This window comes from uncultured Sulfitobacter sp. (assembly GCF_947499945.1).
Classification (GTDB): Bacteria; Pseudomonadota; Alphaproteobacteria; order Rhodobacterales; family Rhodobacteraceae; genus Sulfitobacter.
On the sequence record NZ_CANMQD010000013.1, the window covers coordinates 1 to 13,411 of the forward strand.

Annotated in this window: 11 protein-coding genes; 8 read left to right on the plus strand and 3 right to left on the minus strand. The window is 46.1% G+C overall.

What is annotated here, in order from left to right:
- Window positions 1-256: helix-turn-helix transcriptional regulator (locus Q0775_RS19680; RefSeq protein ID WP_298865258.1), on the plus strand; the 256-nt coding region annotated here is incomplete at its 5' end.
- Window positions 257-341: 85 nt separating this feature from the next.
- Here the strand turns inward: Q0775_RS19680 and Q0775_RS19685 are convergent.
- Both Q0775_RS19685 and Q0775_RS19690 read right to left on the minus strand, forming a co-directional pair.
- Window positions 342-3,797 (minus strand): N-6 DNA methylase, encoded by a 3,456-nt coding sequence (locus Q0775_RS19685; protein WP_298865261.1) that lies wholly within the window; start codon window positions 3,795-3,797, stop codon window positions 342-344.
- Entirely contained in the window at window positions 3,797-6,982 is a 3,186-nt protein-coding gene (locus Q0775_RS19690; RefSeq protein ID WP_298865264.1) for a helicase-related protein, read from the minus strand. The genes Q0775_RS19685 and Q0775_RS19690 overlap by 1 nt, the downstream gene beginning before the upstream one ends.
- 178 nt (window positions 6,983-7,160) lie before the next feature.
- Between Q0775_RS19690 and Q0775_RS19695 the strand changes: the two genes are divergently transcribed.
- The 4 genes from Q0775_RS19695 (at window position 7,161) to Q0775_RS19710 (ending at window position 8,846) form a co-directional block, all read left to right on the plus strand.
- On the plus strand, window positions 7,161-7,424 hold the full coding sequence (locus Q0775_RS19695) for a type II toxin-antitoxin system Phd/YefM family antitoxin (RefSeq protein WP_298865267.1): 264 nt from the start codon (window positions 7,161-7,163) through the stop codon (window positions 7,422-7,424).
- Window positions 7,425-7,426: 2 nt separating this feature from the next.
- Window positions 7,427-7,744 (plus strand): type II toxin-antitoxin system RelE/ParE family toxin, encoded by a 318-nt coding sequence (locus Q0775_RS19700; RefSeq protein WP_298865270.1) that lies wholly within the window; start codon window positions 7,427-7,429, stop codon window positions 7,742-7,744.
- A gap of 213 nt (window positions 7,745-7,957) precedes the next feature.
- Window positions 7,958-8,596 carry a hypothetical protein gene (locus Q0775_RS19705; RefSeq protein WP_298865273.1) on the plus strand — a complete coding sequence of 213 codons (639 nt, stop codon included), beginning with the start codon at window positions 7,958-7,960 and terminating at the stop codon, window positions 8,594-8,596.
- Window positions 8,589-8,846: a hypothetical protein gene (locus Q0775_RS19710; RefSeq protein ID WP_298865275.1), complete on the plus strand. Its 258-nt coding sequence runs from the start codon at window positions 8,589-8,591 to the stop codon at window positions 8,844-8,846. The genes Q0775_RS19705 and Q0775_RS19710 overlap by 8 nt, the downstream gene beginning before the upstream one ends.
- Window positions 8,847-8,860: 14 nt before the next feature.
- On the opposite strand, the gene Q0775_RS19715 is transcribed toward Q0775_RS19710, so the two are convergent.
- Complete coding sequence (locus Q0775_RS19715) at window positions 8,861-10,228, minus strand: replication initiation protein (RefSeq protein ID WP_298865277.1); 1,368 nt, start codon at window positions 10,226-10,228, stop codon at window positions 8,861-8,863.
- Between the two features lie 734 nt (window positions 10,229-10,962).
- Between Q0775_RS19715 and Q0775_RS19720 the strand changes: the two genes are divergently transcribed.
- The 3 genes from Q0775_RS19720 to Q0775_RS19730 all read left to right on the plus strand — a co-directional run bounded on the left by Q0775_RS19720 (window position 10,963) and on the right by Q0775_RS19730 (window position 13,321).
- A complete protein-coding gene (locus tag Q0775_RS19720) occupies window positions 10,963-12,132 on the plus strand; it encodes a TerB family tellurite resistance protein (protein ID WP_298865280.1) in 1,170 nt (389 codons plus the stop codon).
- On the plus strand, window positions 12,125-12,589 hold the full coding sequence (locus tag Q0775_RS19725; protein WP_298865283.1) for a hypothetical protein: 465 nt from the start codon (window positions 12,125-12,127) through the stop codon (window positions 12,587-12,589). Before Q0775_RS19720 ends, Q0775_RS19725 begins: the two co-directional genes overlap by 8 nt.
- Window positions 12,590-12,745: 156 nt before the next feature.
- Complete coding sequence (locus Q0775_RS19730) at window positions 12,746-13,321, plus strand: recombinase family protein (RefSeq protein WP_298865286.1); 576 nt, start codon at window positions 12,746-12,748, stop codon at window positions 13,319-13,321.
- Window positions 13,322-13,411: the final 90 nt, after the last annotated feature.

Genomic DNA, 13,411 nt, shown 5'->3' on the forward strand with positions numbered 1-13,411 from the left:
CCGCATCGGACACAATATTGCAGCCCTGAGACACTTCCAAGGATACTCAGTCGCGGCCTTTGCAGAAACAACTGGTATGGCAAGCGACCGGATGGAAAAGGTCGAGGCGGGCAAAATTGATATGGATATAGATGAATGCGAAATGCTCGGTCACGCACTACTTGTTGACGTCGCGTTCCTGGTCCAGCCACCGTTCAAGATCGCGCCGATCGAAGACACCGAGCCCGCCCTCGCGAAAAAACCCACAACATCCTAGATCTTGCGGGATTTCTTATTGGACCGATTTTTGGGACGGGGTTTCCAGCCTCTGGCGCTGGTCTCAGAAACCATAGTTTATGGGACTAGCCATTGTGCAACTGATTATACATTTTGGCACGAGAGTCGGGGGTAATTTGGTAAATATCAAAAAATATTTGATCCAACTCCTGAATGAGTGCAATCCTTGTTTCATTATCTTTTGAACTGGAATTCTTCCATCCGTAAGATTCGATTTTCTCAACTTTTGTATCTATGCTTTTAGACAGCTCTTGATCTGGGATGAAAACAGGAAGGTCTTTCAACTTTGTTAGCTTTACTTGAGGAAAAACACGCCCACCCTCACGAACCATCTCGAAATAGTAGAAACGAAATACGGTTGAATTAAAGAGAGCCGCAAGATAGCGATAGGATATTTTTCCATCATAAGATGCTTTAATCATTCCTGCCTGCACACTTCTGCCAAACCATTTCCCTTGATAGTCGATTGCCGCAATCGTGAACTGTGCCGTTTGTCGCCATAATAGCTTTGGCTTTAATGAAAAATATTTCTCGTTCAAAATTACCCTCTCGTTTGAACGCAAAGTATTTTTTGTTTGAACTCTCACCCATCTTGCGGTCTCTTCTTTAGCGGAAAATTCACCGATATCAGTGCCTTTCCAGTACATAACATCAGAAGACGCCTCCTGATCTCCTTCATAGAGAAGTCGGGAACTCAGGTCGGACTTCCCTTTGTCTGCAAGGCCTACCTTGACGCGCTGATAGTTAATTCCTGCATCTTTGAAGTCTAAAACGTTATGCAATGGCACCGTTCCATCTACAGAACTCGCTGCAACCAGGAAGGATAAATCACTATTCTTTTTGAATATTTCTTGCGGTATTATTTGGGCATCACCGTATAAAATATTTCCAGAGTACTTGGATGATTTTGATAGGTCCGTATATCTTAGGGTCTCGCCTTCCGATGGAAGTGTTTTTTGGAGTATTGAAACGGCTGTAGGAACAATTGCTCTAAAAACATTCTCTCCCAAATTTAGTATATCGAGTATTCTGAAGTCCAATAGGTATTCTCGAAGGTCACGATAGCGTGGTTGGGTCAAAAATGTATTTGGTGTGATAAGTGCTACAACACCATTTTGAGCAACAATTTTGGATACAGCCAGCTCAAAGAATATTTTATATATGTCTTTGAATGATTTCGTTGTTCTTGGATAGGTTCTCTCAAAAAGAGTGGTGTATTTGTCTATATCTGCCCCATACGGGGGGTTCCCGATTATAACGTCAAAACCGCCATTTTCTTTGTAAACTTCACTAAATTCCAACTTCCAAATAAAGTATGGACGAATATTTCGATCTTTCTGAGCCTTGAACTCAAGGAGCTTTCCCTCTCTTCCTTGTTCCATAAGCGTAGCTTCGATTAGCGCCATCTTTAGTTCATCAATCTCAACTTTTAAACGCTGCTTTTTTGACCGACTAGATTCAAATATATATTGTTCTATCTTCTTTTGAAGTCTTTCGGTTTTTTCCTGTGAGCCTCTGGAGTTATTGGACTTATCAAAGATATTCATCTCCATCCCTTGTAACTCATTGGGGAGATTCATATTTCTTTTCCGCTTAGTCAGAGCTTTTAGTTCGCGTTCAAACTCTTCTTTCTTCACAGCCGTTAGTGAGCCTTCGCCGTGAAGAGCAAAGAGTTGCCTTTGTAGCAGTGATATTTTTCCATCAATTATGGCTTTTTCGTTATCAAGTGCATTGGTGCTCTCAAGAAAGCTCTCATCAAATAATCTTACGCCATCATACTCAGAAATAAGGCTGTTTCCTTGCATTACCTTATGTTCGAGATTGGGCAGAGGATGCGGTTCAACTTCTTCAACTACGAGAGCAAGCCAAAGCCGCAACTTTGCAATTTCTACAGCGCCTGGGTCGATATCAACTCCATAGAGTGAATGAGATATACTATGCAGTTTCAGCTCGTAGGCTGTCTGTGAGCTTCGCAAATGAACAGACAATGCCTGTCTGGCTTGTACAATCTCATTCAGCATACCAAGAGGGAATGCCCCAGAACCAACGGCTGGGTCACAAACTTTAATATTAGAGAGAGCTTGATCCAGCTCTTTTGCCCGAGAGCGTATGCTTTCAGGGAGCATGAATTTGTAAGTCCCCTCTCTTCCCTTTTCAAGGACCACTGCATCGTTCTGAATAATTTGAGATCCATTGCGAATGAGGAATTCAATGTCGTTTCTTGGAACAAGATTGTTCAACTCTGTGCAGAGATAATTTATCAAACTTTCCTGGCACATATAATGAACGATTTCTCGTGGCGTATAGAACGTGCCTTTACTCTTTCTATCCTTCACTTCCAGTAAGTTTTCGAAGACCTTACCGAGCATTTCGGGATCAACTGCGACCTCTTTTTCAAGCGGTTCGTTCTCATTTACTGTGAAGTTGTAGCGGTCGAAGATATCAAGGATACCATCGCCTTCGTCCCCTTCAGAGGTGCGGTTCGAGTTGGAAAACAGCTCATCAGGAAGACGGATATTCGTTGTCTCCCATGAGTAGCCGTTCATAGGCTCAAAGAGACCACCGTTTAGGAACGGCATCCGGCAGTTGTTCAGGCGCGGATAGATCGCCTCTACACCTCTATCTTGAGCGAGAGCTTCGTAAAAAAGCGGTTCCAGCACATCATCAAAGAAATTCTTTCCGTACTTCTCACGGCGACCAAATAGCTGCCTTAGGAAGTCTTTTGGTCCGGTTCCCCAAGGTTTACCTGGAGCAACACCAAACCATCCTTTCTTCTGAAGAAAGTAGAGGAATGCCATCTGCCCAAGTGTTTTCTTGGCAAAGTCAACGGTCGTGAGCTCCTTCGAGTCGAAATCAGCTTTAATGGCCGGATCACCCTCCAGCAGCTTGTCGAGCGACTCCTTCATTCGGAAGAAGAGCTCGCAGTACTTCTTGAAGAACTCGTCCGTAACCTTCTCGATGTCGAAGGCCTCTTCGAGTTCCTTCAAAAGCGGTTTTTCAACGTCTTGCAGCAACGAGACGAAACGGCTTTGAACCGTGTGGCTTCCTTCATGGCGACCTATGAGAAATGACCAGCGTTTCGCCGGTGTGAGCTCCTCTTCGGTCTTGAGCTTTCCGTCCTTCACTTCGAGCGAGTACTCGAGCTTTACCAGAGAAAAGCGCCAGTCGTGCTGACCAGGAGAGAGGAAGGCTACAAGCGCTGCATCGCCACCATTTTTCTTCAGATAATCGGCAATAAAGTTTCTCTGCGCGGTCCGCGCTCTCTCAAGGGAGCCTTCACGCTGGAGAGTTACCTCAAGGATGTCGAGGCTTGTGCCTTCCGCGTCTTGGTAGGTTCCAAGAATGCGATACCCTTGTACAAAGGCACGGAATGCTTCGCGGACATAGTTCCCGTCACGACGTTTATCGAGCGGAGTGTACTCGCCCTTAAAAAGGTTGCTTATAAAGCGAACAAAATACTCATCGGAGTAATCTGCATCAAATGCGCCTTGGACGAGTGAAATTGCTTCAGCTTTGTTCATTATTTTACCGCGTTAAAATATTCAGAAAGAATGATCTCTTTGGTGGAGTTCCTACCCTGCCCCTGTTCGGCTTGGTTGGGTTGCAAGAAGGCAGCTGGGAGCTCTAGCTTCAGAACAGTCAACAGCTTGAGCGGGTTCACCAAAAGCTCTGGGGTCTTTTCGACTTTCGAATAGATTCGCTGTGAGATTTTCTTTGGGATGCCACCAGCATCAAGCTCAGCGATGACATTGGCAATGTACTCTTCATCATCATCCGTGAAGCCTTGAAAATTCCGTACCTGCTTCGCTTTCAGTATTTTTGAAAGTCGCGCAGCGTTATCCCTGCTACCACGCTTCGTTGAGAACTCTTCCTCTTCAATCTCAGTAGAACGAGAAAGCATCTCAGAATTTTTGTCCAAAAGGCTGTAAAACGTTTTGTCGAGTTGGGATCTCTTTTCCTGCGCATCCGCCTTCAGCGCGTGAGCCGCTTGCACAAAGTCGAGCTCCTCCGCCACATTGATATCATCGGCGCTCACGCGAAAGAACTTTTGTAGCTTTCCTTTGCGGAAATACGTCAACAAACTTGAGACGGCATCTTGTGATTTTCTAGCTGTCCGAGCCTTTTTCGGAAGGCGTTTTATCTTCTCAAAAAGTGATGGATTTTCGTCCCGTACGAGCCTAATTTCTTGAAGATATTTGAGTTCACTTTCAGGCTCATCCTCACCCTCGATAGTCTCTTTGGATAACAGCTGGCTGAAGAGGCTATGAGCCTCGACCTCTTCGCTATCTGTCAGTAGACGAGCATCAGCACCAAGAAGCGAAATGAACGCCGCGATCTTCGCTTCAGCGGCTTCCTTCAACTTAATCTGATCGTTTGATTGGTCCGTTGGGAAGAAGGTGTAAGTGTGTATTTTTTCATGCTTTGTATCCACACGATTGATACGCCCTACCCTTTGCATAATTCGCGTCGGATTCCATGGTATATCGTAGTTGATCACTACGTTCGCGCGGTGAAGGTTGGCACCTTCCGCAAGAACATCAGTTGTAATGAGAAGCTTGTAATCATCTTTAGGATGCTTCGCATTCGCATCAAAGTTAGCAATGACCTCTTCTCGATCAGCGGTAGAGTTTGAACCGGTGAAACATACAATCTGACCCGCAAACTCCTCTTGGAGCTGCGCCTTGAGGTATTCCGCTGTTTCTTTGGACTCCGAGAAGATAATCGACTTCCCATCATGGATGGGCGCTTCTTTTATAAGAGCGTCTTTGAAAGCGAGGATTTTGGGGTCTCTCTTGACCGTTTTCCACATATCCTTAATTTCTTGCAGGATATGCCGATCAGCCTGAAGTTCTAGCTTCAGCTTATCATCAAATTCATCAGCAGGAAATTTCTCGGCCTTTCCTTCTTCCACCAAGCGGTCAACGCCATCAAGGTCACCGCGTTCAAGATACTCAAAAATCTTCTGTGTATGCTTTGCGCTCACATAGACCGTTCCATCCTCAAACTCTCGGATGAAGCGGTCATAAGAAGCAATGAAGCGGTCTAGGGTTTGAGTGAACGCGAAAAAACTGCTTTCAAGCCTTTTGATGAGGAGCATTTTCATGAATTTCATCATGTTTTGCTGACTTTGACGCTCCATAGCCGTCATGCTCCCTTTATGATGGAGCATTGGCGTGTAGCGCGAATACATGAAATCTTGCGTCACGAGTTCGATGGTACGGAAGAAGATACGATCCTCTTCTGGATTGAACTCATAAAAAATTGGCTGAGGTTCGGCCACTTCAGGAAAACTCATTCCCTGCTGCCGGAGGTCATCACCATAATATTCTGTAATTTCCTTGCGCGTTCTACGCACCATCAAATGCTTTAAAACGCGATCTCGGATGAGTGCTGCATTCTCTCTCGTAGCAGCAATGTATTCCCCCTTATCGGCTTGACGATCTAAGCCTTTAAGCTTGCGTTCGAGACTCTTGAAGAACCCTTCAAGATCCGGAAGGTTGGGGATCGTACTTTGCCGCGTCTTTTGGAATAATTTGATCTGGGCTAGTAGGTCACCTGGCTTGTTATTATACGGTGTCGCCGTAACCAAGATCACCTTTTTACCCCGACATATTTCCGCAAGTTTTGCGTAGGTATCTGTTTCTTCAGAGCGGAAGCGGTGCGCTTCATCTATAAGTACTACATCATAATCGTGGTGTTCGTTTTTGCGGATTATTCGGTCAAGAACTCCAACAGACCGGCAAGTGTAGTCCCGTGCCCGAAACCCAAAGGTTCTAAAGGCGTTTTCCCAGCTTCCTGGGTTATCTTCATCAATCAGGTGAGGCGGTGCTAAGACAAGAACTCTTCGGTTCAATTCTTGACACAGCATCGTTCCCATGAAGGTCTTCCCGAGACCCACAACATCTGACAGGAATACACCTCCATACTCCTCTACAATCTTTCGAGCGTTGATAACCGCGTGGTCCTGATACTTCAGTTCTTTAAAGTTTTCAGGCCGATATCGGTGATCTAGGGCCTCTTCATTAATCTCTTCTTTGAAGTACTCGTAGAGAAATTTGAGGTACAGCTCGTACGGGCTGATATCTTCTCGAAGCCAAGTATCCTTCTGAATAGTTTCAACATACTTATCGCTGACATCGACCCCCTTTGCCCAAAGCTCTTCAAATTTGTCGCGAGCGAACTCATAGTCAGAGCGGTTCTTCAGCTCCACATTGAACTCGAGATTCTCGACTAGGCCATTTCGAGTGAAGTTACTGGAGCCTGTGATCACGCGGCCTTTATCCATCTGGCCTTCTTTGAAGCCCATAACGTAGAGCTTTGAGTGGATTTTTTCCTCAGGATATGCGCGAATTTCAAGCTTACCTGACTTGAGCCAGTCGAGAAATTTCTTCACCCCTAACTCGATGTGAAGTTGATTTTCCGATAGCTCCATCTCCTCTTTTACCGCCTGTGAGAACTGGTCGCGGACTTCTTTGTGAGATTGGATTCGTTGAAGCAGGTCGAAGGTTTCACGGTTCGTGCTGATACCAATCAATATTCGAATGCGATCCGTAGCTTCGAGCGACGGATACATCGCATGGAATCCGCTAGTGTAAAAGTATCCCACTAAGACATCAAAATTTTGAGTTGCCTGAATGAGCGTGGCAAACCTGTCTCTTAGGTTGCCTGCTGCATCGTTCGTGATGAATGTTAGGTCATTGCTCATTTGGGCTTCTTGTTACGTGAGGCAAAATATCGTTTGTGATATTGTATATATTTTTCATCGGCTTGCAAAACTTCTCACCCCTACCCTGCCCCGTCGCACCCGAGAAGCAAAAAACTTTGCGTTTTCCGGATTTTCCGTATAATGTGGATATTACCTTCTAAGTGCAAGGACTATGAGCATGAAGACTATGACTGCATCCGCAGCGAGCAAGGAGTTCGGTCTGTACATCGACACCGCGCAACATGAGCCTGTGGTGATAACCAAGCAGAACCGCCCAGTTGCTATCACGATGTCGATTCAGCAGGTTGAGCGCCTCTTCAAAGGGCAGGTTGAAGCTGGCATCGCGCGTGGCCTCGAGGATGTTGCCGCAGGGCGCTATAGCGAGATGACCCCTACTCACCTGGAAACCATGCGAGCGAAGTTTAAGACACCAATCACCTAAACATGAAGGTCATCATCACCCAATCAGCGGAAGATTCCCTTGGGGAAATATACCGCTACAAGTGCGAATACAGCGTGGCTCACGCTGATGAGTTCTTAAGCGACATCTACGCGTTCACGACGGAGAACCTGTCGCAGTTCCCTCGCCTCGGACACGCCTATAACCCCGAGCGAGGTTTGTTTCGTCTTATCTATGCCAAAGCCTTCAACATCTACTACACGATACGCGAGCAAGAGGTGTTCGTCCTGTTCATCATCGACGGTTCGATCAGCCTAAACCAAGAGCTGGCTGACCCAAAAGTCACCCTGCCTGAGCTTTAGTCGCCACGAAGAGACATCACCGCGTATTTTTTGAATTCAGTGAATTCGGTTATACCGATTTAACCGGTTAAATACATTTCACCTGTTGTTGAGCTCTGGTGACCTGGGTAGAAGTGTCAGATAGAACGGTTATTTCGGTTAAACTGATTTAACTAGTAATATCGAAACAACAAGTTATTTGCGTTATTTCGGTTTATCCGTATACTCAGCATCATGAAAATAACCATTTACAACATGAAGGGCTCAGCGGGGAAAACCCCGATGGCCGTGAACATAGCACTCGACAAGGAATACGCCCTAGCGACCAATGAACCTTACAATCTCCTCGACACCATATTGCCCGAAGAGCGGCTTTTCTCGCTGCAACCCGATGAAGAGTTTCCAGACTTCCCTGAGGGTATTGATGTGGTGTTTGACCTAGCCGGTCTGATGTCACGCGATGCGCGGCCCAGTATCGTCTCAGCAGTCTCACAATCCAACGTGGTGCTCGTGCCCATCTACAATGAGCTAAAGTGCATCCATGCGGGGATACATACCATCAATGAGCTTCTACCGTACAACAAGAACATCGTCGTCGTGGCGACGAAACTGGCGAAGCGGAAGGGTGAAGTATTCAAGGACTGGGCTGATAGTGAAGACGCGAAGAATATCAAAGCGGTCGTGGATCACGCGATAGGGCAGGGGATACCGGTTCTTCCGCTTAAATTCTCGCGCGTGTTTGATACCATTTTCGAACAAGAGCTTTCCATCCGTCAAATGATGGAAAAGGACGCTCTCGCTCGCTACACCTACCGAGATGTTGCGGCACAGTTTGACACCTTACTTTCTTACCTCGAGCAACATTATGCCTAAGAAAAATGACCTCTCCATCTTCAAAAAAGCTGAACCGGGTAATTCGGTTAAACCAAATGAACCGAAATCAATTCTCGCGCCGAAAACCGTTGGTCGTAAGGCCAAGAAGCCCGAAGACAAGGAGTCTGAGATCGTAGCCATAAAGCTCACAAAAGCAGAGCTTACAAAGCTCGAAGAAAAGGCGGGCCTCGTTCCGAAGTCTACCTATCTCAAACACATCCTAAGGAATAAAACTGACCTTTTCGATTGAATCGATTAAACCTGTTATATTGGTTTAACCGAAACAACCGGTTTCTTGATTTCTACTTCAAGCTCTTCAATCTGCGATTTTAGGACGTCCGGCTCACTTGAGCCGTTTTTTTGTGCCCACTCAGCAGGAGAGGGGAAGCTTACACCGCGAGTACTCCAGAACCCTCTGATCTCCACAGCGTTCAGCCGATCTTTCCAACCAGCCTTTTTGAAGGCATCCACATAAATGTGACTTCCAAGACTAAGCTGAAACTCTTTCGTAACAAGGTCTCTCTGGGCCTCAGGAAGGGCCTGGAAGACTGCCTCAATCATTTCCGCACATGACCGGCGATATCCCATCTCTGCCTCTCTCTGGGCCTTTTTGAGGGCTTCTAGCTTACGCTCGAGCTTCTCGCGCTCCGCTTTTGCCGTCTGAACCACCTCAAGATGCTTTTTCTTCTGCGCATTTTCGTTGTGAAAATCCTTCTCGACAGCAGCCCTCAGAAAACCCGCTTTGGAAGATGTAATCTTACCGCTAGCCGCTTGAGAGCTCGCCAAATCGAGCTTCTCGAAGATGTACTCTTCGTCATGCTCAAGCACCCAAGCGCGGGCAAGAGTTTTTGAAACCCCTTCAGCCATCAAGGCTTTGTACGCAGGCATTTGCGTGAGGTCGTCTTCGGCATCCATACCAATAAGCGAGAGCTGCAAATTAGGTCGAATAATGAAACGTAAGCCCGTCACACTGCGACCTTTACGCTTAGTTTCAAGCTCTAGCTGAATATTTGAAAGCTCGTTCACTTCCTTCATTGCTGGTTGGATCACGGCGCGGTTCAAGAGCTTAAACTGCTTGTAGCTGGATAACTGATCAACCGACATAAGCTTGCGGAACACATCGACATCCCACCACGGCGTGTGAGCGATATCTACGTAACGGTAGCAATTTTCATAAAGCACCAAAGCATGGGCGCTCTTCATATCCCTCAATACACTGAGGTTGATTTTGGAATACACGTCCGGATGATACAGCTTCTCTGCGAGTGACTGCTCATAACGGTAGGTGCAGACCCCACCTTTAAGTTTTGCGTAGGGGAGGAGGACCATTGCTTCCCAAGAGGTTTCCCCATCATCCTCAAGCACGTCAAACTCGACCACGGTTTCCATCAGCCCTTTGAGAGCGCCTTTGAGGTAGGCCGAGTTATGGCTATCGAAACCGATCATCTCACACAGGACCGAGGCACTAATCTTATGCTCTTTGGCTGTCAGGAGTTGGTCATAAGCATTATACAACAGGGCGTTCACCAGCTTGCGCTGAAGCAAAGAAAGCTTCGCGCCGATGTGAATCGCCGCGACATGCTTCTTGAGTATCTGCTTGTCTTTGCTGTATTTTTCAGGTTTCGTTTTCATAGGTGAATGTAATTACCTTTTATTCATTCACCATTCTACACATTTTTGAACAGAAGCAAATTTTCTTCTCAGAAAGGGCTCAATTTATAGCAGGCTGCTCCCATATTCTTTCACCTTAGCCCCACAAACATACACTTTCAGGGGAAGGTTTGAACGTATGCCATGACCCGAAGTCTCTTACTTTTCAGGACCTTGAGTCTGCCCCCATATCCGTTCACTTTTTGGCCCCATAAATATACACCATAGGCCATTTTTCCCTTTGTATTCAGCTTCCTAGGGAATTGCTCCCATATCCTTTCACCTATAGTCCCCATAAACATACACCTTACACACGATATGACGTATTTTATCGCTATTTATCAGCACCTTACTGATCTCACACAACTAATCCCATATCCTTTCACCTATACTCCCATATCCTTTCACCTTTCAGCCCATAAACGTTCACCTATCGGGGTGACTAACTCCCATATCCTTTCACCTTTCAGCCCATAAACGTTCACCTAACACCCCGTAGCGCCTTGTTTCTAAGCCATTATTTGAGCCCTAAACCTTTTAAACGTTGTTCTATTAAACATATTAAACAACAACAGAGAGCCTTACGGCCCTCTGCGGTTCAGTTGATGCTTTTCTCTTTTTTATAATTTTTTGAGGGGGAAAAAGAAAACATAGGTTACGCTTTTCGACCGAGCAGCCATGCGTTGAGATCATCATATCCCTCATAGTAGCTGCGCATGTCCGCAAGTTTAGACGGTGTTTGCGCGGATTCAAACAGTTTGCGCGTCTTCGCTTTCCAGCAATCTCTTCAAATCAAGGAGTTGCCATATGCTGTATTCTTTCACAACTTGTTGAATTTCCTTCGGGATAAGGCCAAGTTGTTCCAAGCTTATGGTTTCTGGAGACGGGTTAAAGTTTTCCATGAGTTTCATATTAAAAATATAGTGTGTAAAAACAATAACATAATAAAGGCTAAGATGCAAAAAATGAAGTTTTTCCGTAGCTACGTGTACTCCGTGATATCAAGTATTGTGGCCACTGCGATCGGAGCGGTGTTCATACTTGGAATTACTGGCGTCTTATCTGGCGAACCCGGCGTTTACACAGTTTTAAAAACTGAAGAGTTGCATCGAATTTCTGGGAATGACTTCCAATTCATTGATGGCGAAACGTACAATCTTGGATACAAGACTTACGGGTCTTATCTGTACTCAACACTTGGTACTGGGATATCCAACAAAGGTTACGTTCTCATCCCAGAGGGCACAAACTCTCAATATCTTGAGGCGAAACCTGAAACTCTGGAGCTTATTCAAGCTTTGGAGCTTTTGGAGGAAGTTCCAGCAAGACCAAAAATGTCTGTTGGTGTCTGGCTTGTTGGGAACCTTGGTACAATCCTATTTTTGGCCATGCTAGCCAGCATGGCGTACCTACTCATCTATGTAATCGTGAAGGACCGTGCAAAAGAGAAAAGAAAAAATGTACTACTAAAAGGCACAACACCCGAAGCAGAACTAAGCGGAGGGGATGATTTTCGCGCAAAGCTCCTTCTCGCAACTTGTCATGCTGCGAATGCCGATAACAAGATAGAAGAGGGTGAAATTGAAACGATTATCAAGATTGTAGACCAAGTCTCATCCATTCCAGTAAGTCGTGATGAGGTCCACGAAATTATAAGTTTGATACCGCCAGAGTTTTCGGAGGTCGAAGCATCTAAAATTGGTAAAGATCTCGATGAGAAACAGAAATGGATGATCATACACGCTTGTATTTTAATGGCTGTAAGTGATGGTCATATCGATAATAGCGAATTGCACATGGTCTTCAGAATGGGCGTTGTGTTCGGGTTCTCAGAGAAAGACGTTTTTGAGAAGTTTAAATCGTTAGGGCTGACCAAAGATGAATGAAAAGGAACGGCGCGTATTCAAGCAAAAAAGTTTTTGGGATTGCTATCGCCTTCTTCTGATCTTCGCAGGAATGCTTGTTTTTATGTGCACTTGGGCACTTATAGAAGACTGGTCTGGAAGACATCGATACATCATTCCACCCGTCCCAGTCATTTTAGCAACTATTGTAGTAGTTGTTTTTGGTGGATGGTATCATCACAAACGCAACCTAATAGTGATACTAGACCAAGCCTTTTTTGGTATCGAAACGTTTGGTAAACGGCGAGAGCTGGCCTGGGATGGTATCCGGAACATACGTCATACCGCTGAAGGTTTAGATCTTACTTTTGGGGCGCTATTCCTCAGTAAGTTCGTCGTTATCGAGTATGATGGCAAAGATATTGAGATTCCGACGCATAAGTTGCGAAGCGGTCACTCCCTGCACGATAACTTCTCTGACTACTATTTTAACTCATGACGATTATCTTTCGCCCACTTCATTTTGCAAATATAGAGTTCGGCGTTCAAAACCGTTCCCTTTCGGACACCCCCCTAACCCATGTCCGAAACTTAGCTTGACGCACTTAAGAACATCAATACACTTACGGACACCGATTTCTTAACAAAGAACACCATGTCCAGAACATTTGCCTACGCCCGCGTTTCCACCATAGAGCAGGAAACCGAAAATCAGATCGCAGAGATTAAGGCCGCTGGCTTTGCTGTGGAACAGCACCGCACCATTGCAGAGACAGTGTCCGGCTCAGTCGCGATTGCCAAACGCGCCGGATTTACTCGCTTGCTCGACAAGATGGAGCAAGGCGATGTGTTGATCGTGACGAAGCTTGACCGGCTAGGGCGTGACGCCATCGACGTCTCCAGCACCGTGGCAAAACTCGAGGCGCTAGGTATTCGTGTTCACTGCCTTGCACTGGGTGGCGTGGATCTCACCAGCTCAGCTGGAAAACTCACAATGGGTGTGATCAATGCCGTGGCCCAATTTGAGCGCGACCTTCTTATCGAGCGCACACAGGCAGGTCTTGTCCGCGCGCGCGCTGAAGGAAAACGCATGGGTCGCCCCCCTGCCCTTTCCACCGTACAACAGCTGGACGTCAAGGCCCGCTTAAACGCAGGCAACGCCGTCGCAGCCATTGCTCGTGACATTGGCGTCAGCCGCCAAACAATCATGCGCGTGAGGGATGAAGCATAATGGATCTTAAAAGCCGCATCGGACACAATATTGCAGCCCTGAGACACTTCCAAGGATACTCAGTCGCGGCCTTTGCAGAAACAACTGGTA

Bases quoted from the DNA above. Each gene is read 5' to 3' on its own strand.
- Q0775_RS19695 (WP_298865267.1), top strand. From the start codon at position 7,161: ATGAAGACTATGACTGCATCCGCAGCGAGCAAGGAGTTCGGTCTGTAC.
- Q0775_RS19715 (WP_298865277.1), bottom strand. From the start codon at position 10,228: ATGAAAACGAAACCTGAAAAATACAGCAAAGACAAGCAGATACTCAAG.
- Q0775_RS19705 (WP_298865273.1), top strand. From the start codon at position 7,958: ATGAAAATAACCATTTACAACATGAAGGGCTCAGCGGGGAAAACCCCG.
- Q0775_RS19685 (WP_298865261.1), bottom strand. From the start codon at position 3,797: ATGAACAAAGCTGAAGCAATTTCACTCGTCCAAGGCGCATTTGATGCA.
- Q0775_RS19700 (WP_298865270.1), top strand. From the start codon at position 7,427: ATGAAGGTCATCATCACCCAATCAGCGGAAGATTCCCTTGGGGAAATA.
- Q0775_RS19690 (WP_298865264.1), bottom strand. From the start codon at position 6,982: ATGAGCAATGACCTAACATTCATCACGAACGATGCAGCAGGCAACCTA.
- Q0775_RS19730 (WP_298865286.1), top strand. From the start codon at position 12,746: ATGTCCAGAACATTTGCCTACGCCCGCGTTTCCACCATAGAGCAGGAA.
- Q0775_RS19710 (WP_298865275.1), top strand. From the start codon at position 8,589: ATGCCTAAGAAAAATGACCTCTCCATCTTCAAAAAAGCTGAACCGGGT.
- Q0775_RS19720 (WP_298865280.1), top strand. From the start codon at position 10,963: ATGTCCGCAAGTTTAGACGGTGTTTGCGCGGATTCAAACAGTTTGCGC.
- Q0775_RS19725 (WP_298865283.1), top strand. From the start codon at position 12,125: ATGAATGAAAAGGAACGGCGCGTATTCAAGCAAAAAAGTTTTTGGGAT.